Origin of the sequence: Sagittula sp. NFXS13, assembly GCF_040148795.1 — a bacterium.
GTDB classification, from domain to species: domain Bacteria; phylum Pseudomonadota; class Alphaproteobacteria; order Rhodobacterales; family Rhodobacteraceae; genus Sagittula; species Sagittula marina.
This window is the reverse complement of sequence record NZ_JAGEMH010000001.1, coordinates 754,487-773,789: the sequence shown is the minus strand read 5'-3', so window position 1 is coordinate 773,789 and position 19,303 is coordinate 754,487. Positions and strand designations below refer to the sequence as shown.

Below are 19,303 nucleotides of genomic sequence, written 5' to 3'. Positions count from 1 at the left end.
GAATTATCCGCGCGCAACCATGCCAGAATATCAACAGGCCCTCGGTTTACCATCGAGGGCCTGTTGTCTTATCAGCCTGAAAGCTCCGCATGCGCGGCAGAGGCTCGGCCGCGCAGCTGTTTCAAGGCGCTATATCCGAGGGGACCTTCATGACCGACGACAAAAACGCACAGGCCGCAGCCCATCCACCAGCCCGCCCGACCGTCGCAGTGATTGCAGTGGTGGTCAAAGACCAAGATGTCCTGCTGGTGCGCCGGGCAAACCCGCCGGATGCTGGTTTATGGGGCTTTCCCGGCGGCAAGGTTGACCTCGGTGAAGAGATCACATGTGCCGCCCTGCGAGAGCTGCGAGAGGAAACCGGCATACTAGCCAAAGCGCAGCAGGTCATCACCGCCCTTGATGCCTTTGACCATGATGCAACGGGGGCCCTTCGCTATCACTACGTGCTGATTGCTGTTCTCTGCACATGGGTGTCCGGTCAGCCGGTGGCGAACGACGATGCGCTGGACGCCAAATGGGTTGCGATAGTCGGGCTGGAAAACGGCCCCCTAAGTCTGAGCCGCGATGTCGCGTTCATCGCCCAACAGGGGGCCGCTCTGGCCAGCACCCTTTAGGCTGGCCGCCCTCACCCCAGCGTCACATCGAGAAACATCATCAGCACCAGACCGACGATGAACCCCAGCGTCGCCTTGTCCTGATGGCCGTGACGGTGTGTTTCCGGTACGATCTCATGGCTGATGATGAAGAGCATGGCCCCGGCGGCAAAGGTCAGCCCCCAGGGCAGCAACGCCGCCGACACAGACACGGCCGCCGCCCCCAGAACAGCACCGACGATCTCTATGGCCCCGGTCAGCGCTGTGACCCCCAGCGCCGTCCAGCGGGAATAGCCTAAGCCCATCAGCGCCACTGCCACGGCCAGCCCTTCCGGAATATCCTGCAGTGAGATCCCTGTCATCACCGACAAACCGTTGGCCTGATCCACGCCAAAGGCCACGCCGATCGACAGCCCCTCTGGAAGATTATGGATCGAAATCGCTATGACAAACAGCCATATGCGGGCCACGGTGGCCTGATCCGCGCCGCCTTCGGGTCCGGATTTGAAATGCTCGTGCGGGATCTTGGCATTCAGCAGCCAGACAAAGCCCGCCCCCATGCAGATCCCCGCCGCCGCAATGGCCGCCGCCCACCAGACCGATCCGGTCTGCATCTCGGCGCGCTCCAGCCCCGGCAGGATCAGCGAGAAATAAGCCGCCGACAACATTACCCCAGCGGCAAAGCCCAGCATCATGTCCGAGGTGCCCCGGCTCATCCGGCGCCCGATCACGGCTGGGAAGGCGCCAGCGGTGGTGGCGATGGCGGCAACGGACCCGCCCAGAAAGGCGGTCATGAGAGGGGTCATAGTGTCTCCAGCACCGGCGGAGTGCCGGGGTCGCGCAACAAGATCAATCACTTCGCCCCCAAGTCAAGGGCCAGCGTTCAGCTGAGCGACGTCACCCAAAGGATCGTGGCATCCTCGGACGAGACGGAGACCACATTGTGCCCCATTGTCGCGTCATAATAGGCGCTGTCGCCGCGCTTCATTTCGATTGGCTCGTAAAATTCGGTGTAGAGCCGCACCACGCCGGTCAGTACATACAGAAATTCCTCGCCGTCATGGCGGACCCAGCCTTCGAACTCTTCCATTTTGCGCGCCCGGACGGTGGCGCGATAGGGCAGCATCTTTTTGCGGGTCAGGGTCTCGGCCAGCAGATCGTGTTCGTAGGTCACGGTGGCCTGCCGCTTGCCCTCGCCCACGCGCGTTACCGCCATGCGACCGTTCACCTGCGCCTGTTGCGGCGGCGTGAACAGTTGCGGCACAGAAATTTCCAAGCCCACGGCCAGCTTTTTGAGCGCGTCATAGGTCGGGCTCATCTGGCCGTTTTCGATCTTCGACAAGGTGGACCGCGCCAGACCGGCCTTGCGCGCCGCCTGTTCCAGCGTCCAGTCCTTGTCCTTGCGCAGCTCACGGACCCGCAAACCAAGGTCGAGCGGTTCTGCCTGCACGTCTTCGCCGCTTTCGCGCGCAAGGCGGATCAGGGCGGTGTTGTCTTTGGGATCGATGGCCATGGCGCACGCTTATAGGAGCGGTCCCAGCCCCTTGCAAGCATGCGTGGCCTTGAATACTCCATCATACATGACAGTTTCGATCTTCGACGAAGGCGCCTTCGCGCCCTGCCCCGCGCCATTCAATCTGGCCGAGCACGTGCTGCGCGCCGGCAGCGCCACTCCGGACAAGGTCGCCCTGTCGGTGGTCAAACCAACGGGCGCGCAACGATGGTCCTACGGGCGTCTTATCGCCGCCATCCGTGGCACGGCCACAGGTTTGTTGCAGGCAGGTCTGACCCCCGGTGACGTGGTGCTGATGCGCCTGGGCAATACGGTCGATTTCCCCATTGCCTATCTCGGGGCGATCACGGCAGGTGTCGTGCCGGTGCCCTCGTCCTCTCAGCTGACCGCACCAGAAGTCGCCAGCATGATAACGCAGTTGGCCCCGCGCGCCATTTTGCGGGCAGAAGGTGTTGCCTGCCCGCAGACCGATGTCCCTGTCTACGGCCCCACGACCTACCAAGGATGGCACGATCTGTCGCCTGCGGACTTCGAGATGGGCGATCCGGAGCGCATGGCCTACATCGTCTACACCTCCGGTACCTCAGGCACACCGCGTGCCGTGGCACACGCACATCGGGCAATCTGGGCGCGACAGATGATGGTGGACGGCTGGTACGGATTGCGACGGGAGGACCGCCTGTTGCACGCGGGCGCCTTCAACTGGACCTACACGCTGGGCACCGGTCTGATGGACCCATGGACCGCAGGTGCCACGGCGCTGATCCCAGCTGCAGGCACCGAGCCTGCGCAGATCCCACTGCTGATGAAGCGCAACGATGCTACGATTTTCGCCGCTGCTCCAGGCGTTTACCGACAGATTCTCAAGTTTCCCCTTCCGCCAATGCCCAAGTTGCGGCACGGGCTCTCCGCCGGGGAAAAACTGTCCGAAACCATCCGCGAGGGCTGGCGCAACGCCACCGGCACAGAGGTATTCGAGGCCTACGGCATGTCCGAATGCTCCACCTTCATTTCCAACGCGCCGGTCTCGCCCCCAGTCGCCGGCACCTTGGGACGGCCACAGGTTGGCCGCCGTGTGGCGATCCTCGGCCCCGACAATCACCCCGTGCCGATGAACACTCCCGGTGTCATCGCCATCGACCGTCGCGATCCGGGCCTGATGCTGGAGTACCTCGGCGCACCAGAGGCCACGGCTGAAAAGTTCAACGGCGACTGGTACTTGACCGGCGACATGGCCTCGATGGATGCAAGCGGGCAAATCACCTACGCAGGACGCGACGACGACATGATGAACGCTGGCGGCTACCGTGTCTCCCCGTTGGAGGTTGAGGGCGCACTCGCGTCACTGTCAGGTGTCACGGACCTCGCCGTGACGGATGTTCAGATCAAGGACGACGTGCGGATCATCGTGGCGTTTTACACCGCCGAAACCGCGCTTGACGACGACGCCTTGAAAACCGAGGCCGCCGCGCGGCTCGCCAATTACAAGCAGCCGCGCGCCTGGGTGCGCGTCGACGCCCTGCCGCGCAACCCGAACGGCAAACTGATCCGCAAGGCGCTGCGAGATCACGCGATTTGATCCGCAGTGGCACAAATTGCGCGCCGATGCTATGAAACGCGCCACAGCCCGCCAAAACCACGCCGGGAGGCGACATGACACAACTCGATATCTTCTCCGACCCGATCTGCCCCTGGTGCTATATCGGCAAGGCCAACCTTGACACAGCGTTGGAAGCAAACCCCGGCCATCCTTTCCGCATCCGCTGGTTGCCCTTCATGCTGAACCCGACGATGCCCAAGAGTGGTATGGATCGGCGCAGCTATCTGGAGGAGAAATTCGGCGGCAAGGACAAGGCGGTAAAAGCCTACACGGCCGTTCATGAACAGGCCGAAAAGGCCGGGCTGACGCTCAACCTCGACAAGATAGAAAAGACACCAAACACCGTCGACGCACACCGCCTGATCCACTGGGCCGAGGTCGAAGGATGCCAGACGCCCATCGTCTCCGCGCTGTTCAAAGCAAATTTCGTGGACGGACGTGATATCGGCGAGCACGAGGTTCTGGCGGATATTGCCGACAGCTACGGCATGGACGCCAGCCTGGTTCTGCGGCTGCTGTCCTCTGATGCGGACCAGCGCGAGATGGTGGAACGCGATGCGGCGGCGCGCGGCATGGGCGTGACATCCGTCCCGACATTCGTCGTGGCCAGCCAGCACGCAGTGCCCGGAGCGCAGCCGCCCGAGTTGTGGGACAGCGTGATCAAGGAATTGCGCAGCGGGGCTGCCGCGCAGGCATGAATCGCCTGCGTGTGATAACTCTGCTTGGTACTCTGGTCGGGATTATCCTGATCGGCACCATCTTCTTTCGCCATGTCGAAGGTTGGTCGTGGATTGACAGCTATTTTTTCACAGTGGTGACGCTGTCCACCGTCGGCTACGGCGAACTGGTTCCGCAAACCGCGATTGGCCGCATCGGAACAACGGTGTTCATCCTGGTCGGTCTCGGGATTTTTGCGGTCGCGGTGCAACAGTTCGGTCAATACGCCATGCGCAAACGCGAAGAGCACACCGAATGGCTGATCGCGCGGCTTGGATCGGCAGATCACGCCGCCGCCAATGAGGATGACCCGCCTCATACGCAAGACCGCAAGCCCTGACAGCATCCAAGAGACAGCGACATGACCCATCCCACTGAAGCGCCCCAAGCGGCGCCGCTGTCCAGGCACAAGCTGCCTGGTCGCCGCGAATTCATCGCGCTCATGGGGCTGCTGACGGCACTCGTGGCGTTTTCCATCGACTCGATGATGCCCGCCCTGCCCGCCATTGCCGCCGACCTTGCCTCCGCCAACCCGAATGCTGCGCAGCTGGTCATCACGAGCTTTGTGCTTGGCATGGGAATTGGCACGTTTTTTACCGGGCCGCTGTCTGACCGTTTCGGACGGCGCAGCATCATCCTGTGTGGTGTAGTTTTGTATATCGTGGCCGCGCTGGCCGCGACGCTTTCGCAGAACATGACATGGTTGCTGGTCACACGGTTGGTGCAGGGGGTGGGCGCTTCTGGGCCGCGCGTTGTGGTGATGGCCGTGATCCGGGACCTCTATTCGGGGCGCGGCATGGCACAGATCGTGTCCTTTGTCATGATGGTCTTTGCGATCATCCCCGCATTGGCCCCGCTTATGGGCGCGCAGATTCTGCGTGTGGCGGATTGGCATGCGATTTTTCTCGCCTTTGCGATTTTTGGTATTGCAAGCACGGCGTGGTTCCTGCTGCGCGTTCCGGAGACGCTGCCGCTCGACCGCCGTCGCCCGTTCCGCTTTGCCACATTGAAGGCGGCGGTGCTGGAGGTTCTGCGGCATCAGCAGGTCCGTCTTGCGATCCTTACCCTCTCGCTGGTGTTTGCCGGTCTGTTTGCAACGATTTCTTCCATTCAGTCGATCTACGACGTTTGGATGGATCGTGCTGATTCCTTTCCTGCCTGGTTCGGCCTGACGGCTATCGTCACGGCCTCCTCAAGTTATTTGAACGCGCGGCTGGTCATGCGATTGGGAATGCGGCGCCTGGTGAAGGCGATGTTCACCGGTTACATCGCGGTGACGATTGGGGCGCTTGTGGCCCTGAACATGTCCCCCGGGCCTGTCGCGCAGCTGGTGATCTTGCTTATCTGGCAACAGGCGCAGTTCTTTCAGGCCAGTCTGGGCATCGGCAATCTGAACGCCTTGGCATTGGAACCTATGGGACATATCGCCGGCACCGCGGCCTCCGTCATCAGCGCCGGAGCGACGACCTTTGCCGTGCTGTTGGCAGTCCCGGTCGGGTTGGCGTTCAATGGCACGCCATTTCCGCTTATGCTTGGCTGTATCTGCTTCTCCGGCCTTGGCTTGACCCTCATGATGCGCTTGCCGGAGGACAGCTGACAGCGGCCTAGTGCAACGCGACAGAGCGAAGTCCACCACGCAGCGTTGCATCGCCATTCTGTTCCTGAAAAACATCCCAGTTCAGCGCATCCGCCGCAGCGGTCTTGGTCTTCAGCTGCTTGCCCCCCTCACCCTGCACCTCCAGCGAAGCGGTCAACGCGCGCGTGGTTTCGCTTAGGTTCACGATGTTTGACAAGATTGTCCGCAACGCCTCTGTCATCTCAGTGTGTGTCATGGCAAACCGCGCGGCGCGTCCGATGATGTTCTGAATGCTCAGCGCGGCCTCCGCCGTGGTGCGGTACAGGCCACGCGCTTCGCCTGCGATGCGCGCGATCTGTGCGTTCTGTGCGCCACTGGCTTGCTTTGCTTCCGCCTCGGTGATCAGCGCCAGCATGTCCGCCTGCAGGGAAATGTCCTGTATCAGTTCCGAGATCCGGATGATCTGACGGGAACATTCGTCCATGGGACACGGACCGCGCGCGTCCATTTGCCTGGGTGTCAGGTTTTCCGCCGCTGACATGCAAACCGCCATATCCGCGGCGATTTCCCGGGTTGCAATGGACATCTGGGCAACCACATCGGCATGCATGGCGCTCATCCTTTGCAGTTCCTCGAATGCTGGCTGCGCCCCAAGAGAGTCCGATGAAAACGCTGAAATCACCTCCGACATATCGCGAAAAGCCTGTCGCAAGCCTGTGATCGTCAGGTCCAATTCATCCGTAAGATTGGCTTCATCTGCCACGGAAGGCGCTTGGACCGGGTCCGGCGCGGGCTTTGCCCTCAACTGAGCGAAGGCACTCTGCATCCCTCTCAACACGATCCCCGTGCGGGCGCGAACTGTCTGCACCTCCGACCTCGCAGCCTCCGCCGCGCGCGTGCGAAGTTCGGCCTCCCGGAGCGCGGCGTCCGCCACTGCTTGCTCGTGGCGATGGTTTCGAACCGCAATGACCAAAATGGACGTTTCAAGCAAAATCATGCCCACATGCAAAGCCGCACGCAACAATTCCATGCCCAATGGGACACTTCCAAGTTCAAGGGCGGGCAATGCGATCTCCAGAGAGAGGTCGTGCGCTATCACGACCGCGGCGGCAAAGATCACGGGACCGGCCCGCCCTCCGAGCGCAATCATGGCCAGCAGCACGAAAAAGAGCATGTGAATGTCCGATTCCCATGGGTGCCCGGCGAAAACGGCCACCAACAGGACCGCTTGCCCCATCAACGCGCCAGCCAATACATATTCGGACAACACGCTGGTCATCCGAAAGCTGAGCACCAGCACAAACCCTAAAGTCGAAGCAGCAACGACCGTTAAAGAAACGTCAGCCTGTGTCAAAACACTTGCCAAGGGTGCCAGAGGCAGCAACAGCAGAGACACCGCACGGACCAAGCGCCTTATGCGATTTGCATTTTCTTCGTCCTGAAGGTCGAACATATCAGGCTCCTTCACAAATTTGCATACAACGCTCAACCTCTACCGAAACCACGCACCACGGTTGCGCGGGATGGATTCTCGCAAGGATCCGTCAAAACCCGCCAGCGCGACTTTCAAAGCGGCTTAGAACGCCAAGACATCAAGATTACGAGGGGGAACCCTCCACCGGTGGGCAGATATTGAAACACAATTGCAATGCAAATTCGTAAGCCGACCAAACATGTTGAGACGCAGAATCCGACGGCGCGTGACCGTGTTGATAGAAGCTGAGGGTGGTGAGCGTGTCATACTCTCACCGATACCGCCTCAACGGTTACTATTATCTTCAGCCCCATCTGGAATGCGCAGTTTTTCAGCGGTCAAACCACCCCAGTTCGACAAAATTCGCCGCATTCCAAGGCGCTCAATGGGATTTTACAGTATACATTGGTGTACCATGTTTCTGTTTAACACTTCATACGTTAGAACTCAGGCAACGACTCACACTCAAAGAGGGATTTCCCATGACCCGGATCAAGGTCGACAACCCAATCGTCGAGATGGACGGAGACGAGATGACCCGCATCATCTGGGCCTTCATCAAGGAAAAACTGATCCTGCCCTATTTGGATCTGGATTTGCTTTATTACGATCTCGGGATCGAAGAGCGGGATCGCACAAACGACCAGATCACGGTGGACGCCGCTGAAAAGACAAAAGAAGTGGGTGTTGCGGTTAAATGCGCAACGATCACGCCGGACGAACAGCGGGTCGAAGAGTTCGGTCTCAAAAAGATGTGGAAATCGCCCAACGGCACAATCCGCAACATTCTAGGCGGCGTGGTGTTCCGCAAGCCGATCATCTGCCGCAACGTGCCCCGTCTCGTACCGGGCTGGACCAATCCCATCGTCGTCGGACGTCACGCCTTTGGCGATCAGTACAAAGCCACAGATTTTCATTTTCCGTCCGCCGGAAAGCTGACGATGAAGTGGGAAGGCACCAATGGCGAGGTGATCGAACGAGACGTTTACGACGCGCCAGACGCCGGGGTGTATATGGGTATGTACAACCAGGACGAGTCGATCCGCGATTTCGCCCGTGCGTCCTTCAACTACGGTCTGAACGTCGGCTGGCCCGTCTACCTGTCAACCAAAAACACAATCCTCAAAGCTTACGATGGTCGCTTTAAAGATTTGTTTTCAGAGATTTACGAGGCGGAGTTCGCAGATAAGTTCAAGGCAGCCCGCATCTGGTACGAGCACCGTCTGATCGACGACATGGTCGCCTGCGCGCTCAAATGGAACGGAAAATTCGTTTGGGCCTGCAAGAACTACGATGGCGATGTGCAGTCCGATACCGTGGCCCAGGGGTTCGGGTCACTGGGCATGATGGCGTCGCAACTTATGACCCCCGATGGCCAAATTGTGGAAGCCGAAGCCGCCCACGGCACCGTTACCCGCCACTACCGCCAGCACCAAAAAGGTGAGTCCACGTCCACGAATTCCATTGCATCCATTTACGCTTGGACCGGCGGGCTAAAGCATCGCGCGAAGCTGGATGACAACGCTGCCCTGCTCGAATTTGCGGAAACGCTGGAACGCGTGATCATCGACACAGTGGAATCCGGCTATATGACCAAGGATCTTGCTTTGTTGGTCGGCCCTGACCAAGGCTGGATGACGACCATGGGTTTCCTCGAAAAGATAGACGAAAACCTCAACAAGGCGCTGAAAGGCTAACCTACCCTTGCTGTGCAAATCGCGCGGGCAGCTCTGTTCGGATATCGAATTTGAGTGCCCGCGTTTTCACGAGACTGTAACGTTCCACCCTCGCTGGGTTGACGGACAACTTTGCATGAGCGCGCGCCTCGGCCTTGTCCCAGTTGACCACGGCCTTCTCGGCAAAGCTCATGTGAAACCGATCGGCATCTGCATCGGCTTCTGACCAGCCGACACCGGGCAGCCCGGCCGCATCACCCTGTGCAACCGCCATGCGGACCCCTATCGCATCGCGCAAAGCAGCCCCGTTGGCATATTTCAGATGCGCAAGGTACAGGCCGCGCGGCATCCGAAAGGGAAACCCTGCCAGTCGACGCTGCGCAACCTTCACCCCATGAAGATGAAACGGGATCGCCCGTCTGGCCGCAATCGCTTTGGAATAATGCCCAGAGAAAGCCAGAGCTGTGCGTTGCGCAAAGACAGGCTCGGAATGCATCGGCGCATCGCCAGGCTGCTCGACCAGGTCAAAACCAAGCGCAGTGACCACTGGCACGTCCTGTGCGGCCAAGACCTGTGGCACATCACGCCACAGATCGGGGTCCACGCAAATAAGCTCATCCGCGTCGGTTCGGATGACCCAATCATAGACCTTGGACAAACCGGCGTGGAAACCGTCCAGCATCTCCGCCCGGGCCCGATCGAAATGCGCCAGATCATCGCGCGGGATCGTCAGGACGGAGGCGCCGGGGCACAGGCGCGCAATCTCCGGATCGGCGCCGTGCGCCACGATAAACAGGTTCTCCGCCCCGAACTGCGCGGCGTGATGTGCATACCACCGCGACAGCGCCCAGTGGTCGCGGTACACCATCGTCAAGGCAGCAATTTTCATGAACGACCTCAAATGCCATTGGGCTGACTGTTCCAGAGCGGAGCACCCAGCACAACCGCCCGATGCGCAATTAGCTCCCAATCACGGGACATTGGTTACACTGCAGCGCAGCTCCCTGCGCTTTACAGCCATGTGGATTAACGCGACGACAAACGCTCATCATCACCTTCTTAAAAAAGTTCAAGGAGTGCTGTCATGCCCCTGTTTTAAAACAAAAAAAGGACCCCGGAACGGGGCCCTTTGAAGTTTCGCTGACAGGGCTCAAGATTGTACCGCTCGAGTGTTTTTGCCTGCGGCCCTGCCCGCGCTTAGGGTCAGCGCACCGACCCCTTGTTCGGATGGATATGGTCCCATCCCGACCGAAGCGCCGGGTCCCGGGGACACGGTTCCCTACGCCCACCCCCCCCACCGGGGTATCGCGTTGGGGCGACCCGTGAGGGCCGCCCAAATCCCTTAGCTACAGCCGGATGTGCCGCCGCAGGTGTTGCACTTCATGCAGGTGCCGTTGCGCACCAGCGTGTAGTTGCCGCAGTCGCCGCAGGCTTCGCCCTCGTAGCCCTGCATCTTCGCCTTGGTGCGTTCGTCCATCGACATGGCAGCAGAGGCCGCAGCAACAGTTGACGTCGCCATCACAGAGGCCGCGCCCATGCCGCCTGACGTTTCCGGCACCAGCGTGTTCAGCGCCGCAACCGTGTCGCCACCACCGCCCTGGAACACCACCAGCTCTTGCGGCAGACGCTTGCGCAGATAGCCTGTCGAAGAGATCTGCTTGAGCACCTCCAGAGAGCGCGTCGCAGCGGTTTCAGACAGCTCCTGCACGTTGGCGACGCCTTCCTCGGACCCGCGGCCCAGATCATCAAACGCAGCGCCCGTGGGTTTTACATGCGCCAGATCCGTGCGGTCGAGGTAGCTGACCGCCAATTCGCGGAAGATATAGTCGAGGATCGAGGTCGCGTTCTTGATGCTGTCGTTGCCCTGCACCATGCCCGCCGGTTCGAACTTGGTGAAGGTAAAGGCATCCACGAACTCTTCCAGCGGCACGCCATATTGCAGACCGACGGACACGGCGATGGCGAAGTTATTCATCATCGCGCGGAAGCCCGCGCCTTCCTTGTGCATGTCGATAAAGATCTCGCCCAGGCTGCCGTCCTGGTACTCACCGGTGCGCAGATAGACCTTGTGGCCACCGACCACGGCCTTTTGCGTGTAGCCCTTGCGGCGTTCCGGCATCTTGGTGCGCTCGGAACGGATGATTTCCTTCACCACGACCTTTTCGACGATCTTTTCAGCCAGCACCTGCGCCTTTTGTGTCTGGGTGCCGGTTTCCAGAATGTCGGCAGCGTCCTCGTCGTCCTCGACCAGCGCAGAGGCCAGCGGCTGAGACAGCTTGGAGCCGTCGCGATAGAGGGCGTTGGCCTTGATCCCCAGCGACCACGACAGCTCGTAGGCCTTCTGGCAGTCTTCGATCGTGGCGTCGTTTGCCATGTTGATCGTCTTGGAGATCGCGCCAGAGATGAACGACTGCGCCGCCGCCATCATGTAGATATGCGCGTCGACGGACAGGTACCGCTTGCCCTTCTTGCCGCAGGGGTTGGCACAGTCAAAGATCGACAGGTGCTCGTCCTTCAGGAACGGCGCGCCTTCCAGGGTCATGGTGCCGCAGACGTGGTCATTGGCGGCGTCGATCTCTGCTTTGGTATAGCCCAGATGGCGCAGCAGATCGAAGGTCGGATCGTTCAGCTTGGCCTGCGGGATGCCCAGCACTTCGGTGCAGAAGGTCTCGCCCAGCGTCCACTGGTTGAACACGAAGCGGATGTCGAAAGCGGTTGCCAGCGCGGCCTCGATCTTTTCGATTTGCGCCGGGCCAAAGCCGTGGCCGATCAACGAGGTGTGATTCACGCCCGGTGCGTTGCCAAGGGTCTGGTGCCCGACCGCGTAGGAGATGATCTCCTCGATCTGGCTGGAGGTGTAGCCCACCTTGACCAGCGCCGCAGGCACGGACCGGTTGATGATCTTGAAGTAGCCACCACCGGCGAGCTTCTTGAACTTCACCAGCGCAAAATCGGGCTCGATCCCCGTGGTGTCGCAATCCATGACCAGACCGATGGTCCCGGTCGGCGCGACAACAGACACCTGCGCGTTGCGATAGCCGTGCCGTTCTCCCAGCTTCAGCGCCTCGTCCCAGGATGTCTTTGCCAGTGAAACCAGCTTCTCATCCGGGCAGCCGGCATGGTCCAACGCAACGGGCTTCACTTCGAGCCCCTCATAGCCTTCGGTGCGGCCATAGGCGGCGGTGCGGTGATTGCGGATGACACGCAGCATGTGGTCGCTGTTGGCCTCGTAGCGGGCAAAGGCCCCCACTTCGCCGGCGATCTCGGCAGAGGTCGCATAGGCCACACCGGTCATGATCGCGGTCAGGGCACCACACAGCGCCCGACCCTCTCGGCTGTCATAGCCATAGCCCATGTTCATCAGCAGACCGCCGATGTTGGCATAGCCCAAACCCAGGGTGCGGAAATCGTAGCTGCGTTGCGCGATGGCGGCGGATGGGAACTGCGCCATGAGAACGGCGATTTCCAGCGTCAGCGTCCACAGGCGCGTGGCGTGCATATAGGTTTCCGCGTCGAATTCCCCGTCATGCAGGAACGTCAGCAGGTTCATGGACGCGAGGTTGCACGCCGTGTCGTCGAGGAACATGTACTCGGAACACGGGTTGGAGCCACGGATCTCACCATCTTCGGGGCAGGTGTGCCAGGCGTTGACGGTGTCGTGGAACTGGATGCCGGGGTCTGCACAAGCCCATGCCGCGTGACCGATCTGTTCCCACAGCTCGCGGGCAGAAATGGTCTTGGCCACCTTGCCATCGGTGCGGCGGATCAACTCCCACGGCTTGTCTTCGCGCACAGCCTTGAGGAAGGCGTCGGTGACGCGGATCGAGTTGTTGGAGTTCTGGCCAGAGACCGAGGCATAAGCTTCGCTGTCCCAATCGGTGTCATAGGTCGGGAACTCGATCGAGGCGTAGCCCTGCCGCGCGTAGTCCAGAACGCGCTTGATGTAGGTCTCGGGGATCATCACCTGCTTGGCGGTGCGCAGGGCTTTCTTCAGCTTGGCGTTGGCAGAGGGCTCGTAGGCGTCAACCTCGGACCCGTCAAAGCCACGGATCGCATCGAAAATGCCGTTGAGCATCTTCTCGTGCATCTTTGACCCGGCCACGATGGAAGCAACCTTCTGCTCCTCCTTGACCTTCCAGTTGATGAATTCTTCGATATCGGGGTGGTCCGCATCGCAGATCACCATCTTGGCCGCGCGGCGCGTGGTGCCGCCGGATTTGATCGCGCCCGCCGCGCGGTCGCCGATCTTCAGAAAGCCCATCAGGCCGGACGACTTGCCGCCGCCGGACAGGCTTTCGCCCGCAGCGCGCAGCGAGGAGAAGTTCGTACCAGTGCCGGAGCCGTACTTGAACAGACGCGCCTCACGCACCCAAAGGTCCATGATGCCGCCTTCGTTGACCAGATCGTCGGTCACCGACTGGATAAAGCAGGCATGCGGCTGCGGGTGTTCGTAGGCGGATTGCGATTTGGTCAGCTCGCCGGTCTTGTAGTCGACATAGCTGTGACCCTGACCTGGCCCGTCGATGCCATAGGCCCAATGCAGGCCCGTGTTGAACCACTGGGGGCTGTTGGGCGCGGCGACTTGGGTCGCCAGCATGTAGCGCATCTCGTCGTAATAAGCCTGCGCGTCTTCCTCGGTCGAGAAATAGCCGCCCTTCCAGCCCCAATAGGTCCATGCGCCTGCCAGACGGTCGAACACCTGCCGCGCAGAGGTTTCGCCTACCTTCGGAGTATTTTTGGTTTTGGGAACGGAGCGCCACAGGAACTCGGGCACGTCAGCTTCGGCAACGCGCTTGAGCTCGACCGGGACGCCGGCTTTACGAAAATACTTCTGCGCGATCACATCGCTGGCGACCTGGCTCCACTTGGCGGGAACCTCAAGGTTGTCGAGCGCGAAAACGGTCGTGCCATCCGGGTTGCGGATCTCGGATTTGGTGGTGACGAAAGGCACCTCCGCATATGCATCCTGCCCGGCCTTGGTGTATTTTCTTTCGATCTTCATCGCATCCTGCCCCGTCGATTGGTGACCAATTCAACGCCGCGTCGCAGTCACAGAATGCAGACATCAGCCCCCATGCGCGGTGGGCGCATATGTTCGGAGTGTCCCCTCCGTCCAATTGGCTGACTTGTCTGCTCCTGATCTCGGCGCACTATATCTTGTGGCACTCTCGACCGGCATCACAAAATGGCCACGAGGAGCCCGCGTCGTCAACGGCTTTTTTGGCGAAGCTACCATATATTTAGTGTTGACCATGGCGTCCTCCACAAGGGCCTGTGGGGTGCCCACGATTCACTCACAAGCTGTTAATATTTGCCACGTGGAAGAAACCGCGATTTTGAACGCATTTGCACAACGTTATCCACAACCAGCCACCCGGTGGCAGGCAAACGTGAGCGCGCGGGAAGCACCGAAAATTTCCTGTGGACAAAGGCTGGTGCTGTTGCGCGGCAGTAACGCGCAAGCGTCACATGCGCCACCAGCGGCAGAAATCTGTCCACATGCCCGAATTTTTGGCAATCCTGGATTCGCAGCGATCTAGATGTTGTGTTTGCTGGCAATATCAGAGCTGCGGCCATCGTCTGTGTGCATCGGAGGAATATGGTTGCAACCGTCCCGGCGACTCGATGCGCCGTCTAAAGCACTTGACCGCGTACAAGGCAAGACGCCCGAAGCAGCTGCACAGCCTTTCCATGCCGAACAGACCTTCCGGGACTTACCGGCGCCTGATCATCTCACAGGCGATAGCGCTGGGTGTGCCGTCTGTCAGATTGTTGCGGCCCAGTTCGGTCCAGCCCTGTCCCTTGTCCGGAAACCATGTATCCGCGCCCGTAACCGTCGTGTCCACCTGGGTGAGCAACAAGCGATCCGCCAATGGCAACATTTCTTCGTAAATAGCTTGCCCGCCAATGCCATAGATCCGAAAATAGCCCTCTGCATAGGCCAGAGCAATGGCCGCCTCGACCGAGGTGACCACATGCTCGTGCAAGGACATGTCACGCGACACCACAATATTCAGGCGATCTTTCAGAGGCTTGAACGGAAGACTGTCCCAGGTCTTTCGCCCCATGACAATAGCGCCCCCCAAAGTCTCACGCTTGAACAGCGCCAGATCCTGCGGGATGTGCCAGGGAATGTCACCATCCCTGCCAATTGCACGATTATGGTCATGGGCTGCGATCAACGTGATCATGGACGCTCTCCGAATATAGGGACGGACCGCCAGATCCCGGCCCTGCCTGTGGGCGCCGAGTATCCCCAAGTGATGGAATCCTCAATCTTAAAGTCATGGATCGGTTCCGTCTGCACAATCCCAACATCCGCCTTGTTCCGGTCGGATGCCGGCTAGGAAAACCAAACTTTGATGACGGAGTTTGCCGCACTTGAAATCGCATTGGTTTAATTGACGCACAGGCCATTCAAACTGGTCTCTTTATCGTCCCACGTTGAAAGCTGGCAGAACCTCCAAAGAGCGCACACATCCTGGCAGATCGGCTTTCTTAGCCCATGCACATCCGTCAGCCACGTGATACTCTCATGACTCCCAAATCCCGTAAGTTTGCAATTGCACATGGAAAAAGCGTAGCAACGGGACGTTTTCTCAGTCCAACAACGGTTGTGAGAGGGGCCAGACGAAGGTCGTGGGACGTGGCCGCTCTCGCGACATTTCTCGCAGACACCCCCTTCTGGGCAGTGGAAACCACAATCACGCAGCGGTCACCAGCAAAGGGCTGAGTTCTTCATATCGATCTCGGATCTCAAGACAGCTACAACCAATCGCCGCTTCACCTTCGGATATATCTGTCTTGAGCCGCCGGTCACGTGCTTCTGCGAGCGTTCGCCAGCCAAGTGCTTTGCGTGGTCTCGTAGCCGGAGCCTGGTTAAAAGCGCTTCTTTCTTGGCGGCCATGTCGGTTGAGATCTGCGTCCTTCGGAATCGAATGGTAGAGCAGACCTATACGGCCGCACAGCCAGAGACTTTTATGATCGAAAAACTTTACATCGAGATCGCTGTCGATCTGAGGTTAGTGCGCCTTGCCACCTCGCCGCCCTTATGTCAGCGCAAGGACCTCTGTCGGCCTGGTCGGTCACAGCCCCCACAGTTTCCATACCGAGACGGACTTGGCACAAGCGAGGCCCTCCCGTTTGGCGATACGGCCAGTGGCGACCTCCACATGATCGCGAATCCAGAAATTGCGCATCATTTGCTGTGATCAGAAGGCCTTATACCAGCATGGCTTCCAGTTCTTCCCCGCTCTTTCATGTAAACAAAGGCTGCCGGGTTGCCGATCAGTGGTAAGGACAATTGCGATGGCATCGCCCTTCCCGAGACCTTGTTCTAAATCCTCCATGCCAAGCTAATCTGGCCACGGGCGTGGGAAACGCGGCGGCAGTCGGAGACAGTGATCATCGAATACATCGCCAACGTCTAAAATCTACGTCTCTCTTAGATTTATCAGCGCAACATTCCGTGTCAGACAAGGATCGACGCACCGCAGATGGCTCGGAAATTTCCGTTTTATTTGAACGGACGGTGGCCAGACCACAGCATCCGCAGCTCGGAAAGGCGCAATACACACACTATCCTGACACAGGAGAGTGACCTATTGGAAGGACCTACCAGTCAGTGCCTCTATTGGGCGATCCGCTTTTGCGCTGCGATGGCTTCGATCAAGTTTCAGAGTGTGATAGCATCAGGTCGATGCATCCGCTTTTGAGCACAGGCTGATTTCGGAATGGCACGTTGTTGCAAGGTGGCAGATGGTCGGACACATCGCGCCAGCCTGATTTCGCGGGACGCGTGCGTGGGCTTTCCAACCGCCGGGGTCTTTTACGAGGAAAAGCTCGGCGAAAAAGTCTAGCCTCCCATTTGATCCAAAAGCTGTAGCGCCTCTTGCCTGGCAAATAACGTGTTTGGCGTTTTGGGAAAACATGGCGATTGCCGCACGAACGGAATCGTTTTTGAACGTGAGCACCGTCTCTCCGTCGGCGTGACGTCCACGAGTGGCCCACGAGCGCCGTTCAAAGATCCGCCCAGACACACAAATTGACCGACGTCGTACATGTCGAGCGGCGGCAGCGCGCCCGATCTCTAAGACGTCGGCCAGGCTGCCGGTTTATGTAAAATGCTAGCCAGGTGAGAGGCGGCGAGCGACAACCGCCGAGGTCATTCGCATGTCACAACCTCAACGGGATATGGAAATGTCTGCCATATCGAAAGATTACGCCCCCTTCGTTGGCCTTTCAGCACCGGCGCCAAGATAGGACGCAAGCTGCCGCAGACGAGGCAACCCAGCCTCGATCGTGCGTTCAGGCTTGTATTCGCAACCGATCCAGCCGGAATAGCCGTTGCGCAGCAGGTGGTTCAGGGCAGCCGCCATGTCGACCGAACCGGCATGTGGCTCGGTCCGGGTCGGGACGGCGGCGATCTGGACATGGCCCACAGCGTCACGGAAACGGTCGAATTCCTTTTCAGGGCTCAGCCCTTCACGCCCCACATGGTAGATGTCGAACATGAGCTGCGTGCGCCCCAGGTCTTCATCCCGGATGACGCGGACGGCTTGTTCAGGCAGATGGTAAAAGTAACCCGGGGCGTCAAAAATGTTCAGGGGCTCGAGAAGATAGCTCAGTTCGGGCACAGTCGCCTCGACCCAGCGCAGGTTTGCGCCAAGGGTCGCCCGCGCCGCGGGCGTGTTGGGCGTGACCCCCGCCATGATATGCATGCGCGGCGCACCTGCGGAGATGGCGAATTCGGCGGCGCGCAGGAAGCCCTCGCGAAACTCCGCCTCGCGGCCTTGCAGCGCCGCCAAGCCGTATTCGCCCTTCGACAGATCGCCGCGCGGTGAGTTCAACGCCAGAAGCCGGACGCCAGCGTCCTGACAGCAGTTCAGGATGTCCTGCGCCGGGGTGTCATAGGGCCAGTGCAGTTCGACAGCATCGAAACCTGCGTCCGCTGCGGCCCTGATCCGGTCAAGCAGGTCGAGCTCCCTCCAGAGAAAACCGAGATTGGCGGAAAAACGTTTCATATCAGCCTCTCAGCCGGAAGGTTGCGTTCAACTTGTCGATGTCTCCATGCCCCAGAAGGCACACCGGGCGATCCCCGGCAAGGACGATCAGCTTGATGGTCTCTTCAAGGTTGTCAGCGGCGAAGACCGCGTTTTCGAGGCCGTCGGCGCTGACCACGGGGCCGTGGTTGCCAAGCAGCACCGCCAGATGGTCGACTGCCGCCCCCTCAATTTAGGGCATCACGGTATCCGCACCGGGCCTCGTGTAATGCACCATCGGCACATTCCCGAGCCACATCACCGCATAGGGCGTGATCGCCGCAAGGGGGCTTTCAAATCGGTGCCCTCGAAACAGGACAAAAGCCTGTTATTGACGAAAAGATGCTCCACGAACACCCGCTGACCGGTGCCCGGAAAAGTGAGCACGAGCAAGGTGCGGTCGGCTCCAAGGGCCTGCATCAGCGCTCCGGACATCGGGCAGATATTGTCGTCGGCGGTGCTGTCGAAAGTCGAGCAATACTTGCACAGGATCTGTGTTGCCCCCGGTGCGCGCAGCCAGTCAAGCGCCGCGAGCTTTTACGCCACCTCATCGTCTGCCGGAATAGATCGGGTCTTGAGCGCGATGAAACCCGTATCGCAGTCCACCGCATTTCTGTTGCCGGGCATCCCGGTCATCAGCGTGGTGCGGATCCCAGCACAAGTCAGCGTGTTGCCAAGGTCGCTGGCCCCGGTGAAATCATCGGCGATACATCCCAGAAGCATCTGCCCCACCTCCCTCAGAAGATCAGATCAAGGGACAGCAATTCAGTTTTTTGCGACCCGGTCGTGGCTTGCCTCGATCTGCGCGGTCAGCGCGGTGACCGGCAGCAAAGCGCAGGCCACGGTCAGACCGCCTTCGCCCCAAGCGGTGGGAATGCGCAGGATGGATGGAATTCTGACACGGCCACCTCGACCACGGTCTGACCCGCGCGGGTCAGCCAGGCGAAGAGCAGCATGGCCGCCGCATGGACCGGCAAGGACATGATTGTGGCGGCGCTGCAGGGATGACAGCAAGGCCTCGACGCAGATATGGCCACCGGCATGGGCCGCAAGCACGAAGGCGCTCGCGCATAGACAAGGGAACATGAGATAGGGGTCTCGTTCACCCAACCC

The 19,303-nt window shown here is 59.8% G+C and carries 15 protein-coding genes and 1 pseudogene; 6 read left to right on the top strand and 10 right to left on the bottom strand.

The window, feature by feature from the left end:
- The first annotated feature begins 149 nt into the window (after window positions 1-149).
- The gene (locus tag J4E08_RS03670) at window positions 150-614 is read left to right on the top strand and encodes an NUDIX hydrolase (protein ID WP_349537328.1); all 465 of its coding nucleotides are present in this window, start codon (window positions 150-152) and stop codon (window positions 612-614) included.
- An 11-nt stretch (window positions 615-625) separates the two neighbouring features.
- Here J4E08_RS03670 and J4E08_RS03665 read toward each other — a convergent pair whose 3' ends face one another.
- Complete coding sequence (locus tag J4E08_RS03665; protein ID WP_349537327.1) at window positions 626-1,399, bottom strand: ZIP family metal transporter; 774 nt, start codon at window positions 1,397-1,399, stop codon at window positions 626-628.
- A 77-nt stretch (window positions 1,400-1,476) separates the two neighbouring features.
- Entirely contained in the window at window positions 1,477-2,106 is a 630-nt protein-coding gene (locus J4E08_RS03660; protein WP_349537326.1) for a helix-turn-helix domain-containing protein, read from the bottom strand.
- Between the two features lie 67 nt (window positions 2,107-2,173).
- Between J4E08_RS03660 and J4E08_RS03655 the strand changes: the two genes are divergently transcribed.
- The 4 genes from J4E08_RS03655 (at window position 2,174) to J4E08_RS03640 (ending at window position 6,020) form a co-directional block, all read left to right on the top strand.
- Window positions 2,174-3,685 carry a class I adenylate-forming enzyme family protein gene (locus J4E08_RS03655; RefSeq protein ID WP_349537325.1) on the top strand — a complete coding sequence of 504 codons (1,512 nt, stop codon included), beginning with the start codon at window positions 2,174-2,176 and terminating at the stop codon, window positions 3,683-3,685.
- A gap of 74 nt (window positions 3,686-3,759) precedes the next feature.
- Window positions 3,760-4,404, top strand: a complete 645-nt coding sequence (locus tag J4E08_RS03650; RefSeq protein WP_349537324.1) for a DsbA family oxidoreductase — start codon at window positions 3,760-3,762, stop codon at window positions 4,402-4,404.
- Window positions 4,401-4,763 (top strand): potassium channel family protein, encoded by a 363-nt coding sequence (locus tag J4E08_RS03645; RefSeq protein WP_183964692.1) that lies wholly within the window; start codon window positions 4,401-4,403, stop codon window positions 4,761-4,763. The genes J4E08_RS03650 and J4E08_RS03645 overlap by 4 nt, the downstream gene beginning before the upstream one ends.
- Window positions 4,764-4,784: 21 nt before the next feature.
- Complete coding sequence (locus J4E08_RS03640) at window positions 4,785-6,020, top strand: multidrug effflux MFS transporter (protein WP_349537323.1); 1,236 nt, start codon at window positions 4,785-4,787, stop codon at window positions 6,018-6,020.
- Between the two features lie 7 nt (window positions 6,021-6,027).
- On the opposite strand, the gene J4E08_RS03635 is transcribed toward J4E08_RS03640, so the two are convergent.
- On the bottom strand, window positions 6,028-7,452 hold the full coding sequence (locus J4E08_RS03635) for a methyl-accepting chemotaxis protein (RefSeq protein ID WP_349537322.1): 1,425 nt from the start codon (window positions 7,450-7,452) through the stop codon (window positions 6,028-6,030).
- Between the two features lie 503 nt (window positions 7,453-7,955).
- On the opposite strand from J4E08_RS03635, the gene J4E08_RS03630 reads away from it, so the two are divergent.
- Window positions 7,956-9,170 (top strand): NADP-dependent isocitrate dehydrogenase, encoded by a 1,215-nt coding sequence (locus J4E08_RS03630; RefSeq protein WP_349537321.1) that lies wholly within the window; start codon window positions 7,956-7,958, stop codon window positions 9,168-9,170.
- Between the two features lies 1 nt (window position 9,171).
- On the opposite strand, the gene J4E08_RS03625 is transcribed toward J4E08_RS03630, so the two are convergent.
- The 7 genes and pseudogenes from J4E08_RS03625 to J4E08_RS03595 form a co-directional block, all read right to left on the bottom strand.
- Complete coding sequence (locus J4E08_RS03625; protein WP_349537320.1) at window positions 9,172-10,038, bottom strand: glycosyltransferase family 2 protein; 867 nt, start codon at window positions 10,036-10,038, stop codon at window positions 9,172-9,174.
- Between the two features lie 453 nt (window positions 10,039-10,491).
- Window positions 10,492-14,151 (bottom strand): vitamin B12-dependent ribonucleotide reductase, encoded by a 3,660-nt coding sequence (locus J4E08_RS03620; RefSeq protein WP_349537319.1) that lies wholly within the window; start codon window positions 14,149-14,151, stop codon window positions 10,492-10,494.
- Between the two features lie 712 nt (window positions 14,152-14,863).
- Window positions 14,864-15,340: a dihydrofolate reductase gene (locus J4E08_RS03615; protein WP_349537318.1), complete on the bottom strand. Its 477-nt coding sequence runs from the start codon at window positions 15,338-15,340 to the stop codon at window positions 14,864-14,866.
- A 2,028-nt stretch (window positions 15,341-17,368) separates the two neighbouring features.
- Complete coding sequence (locus tag J4E08_RS03610) at window positions 17,369-18,172, bottom strand: hydroxypyruvate isomerase family protein (RefSeq protein ID WP_349537317.1); 804 nt, start codon at window positions 18,170-18,172, stop codon at window positions 17,369-17,371.
- Window position 18,173: 1 nt separating this feature from the next.
- Complete coding sequence (locus tag J4E08_RS03605; protein WP_349537316.1) at window positions 18,174-18,329, bottom strand: class II aldolase/adducin head domain-containing protein; 156 nt, start codon at window positions 18,327-18,329, stop codon at window positions 18,174-18,176.
- Between the two features lie 119 nt (window positions 18,330-18,448).
- Window positions 18,449-18,913, bottom strand: a pseudogene (locus J4E08_RS03600) (four-carbon acid sugar kinase family protein).
- A 42-nt stretch (window positions 18,914-18,955) separates the two neighbouring features.
- Window positions 18,956-19,276 carry a hypothetical protein gene (locus J4E08_RS03595; RefSeq protein ID WP_349537315.1) on the bottom strand — a complete coding sequence of 107 codons (321 nt, stop codon included), beginning with the start codon at window positions 19,274-19,276 and terminating at the stop codon, window positions 18,956-18,958.
- Window positions 19,277-19,303 lie beyond the last annotated feature (27 nt).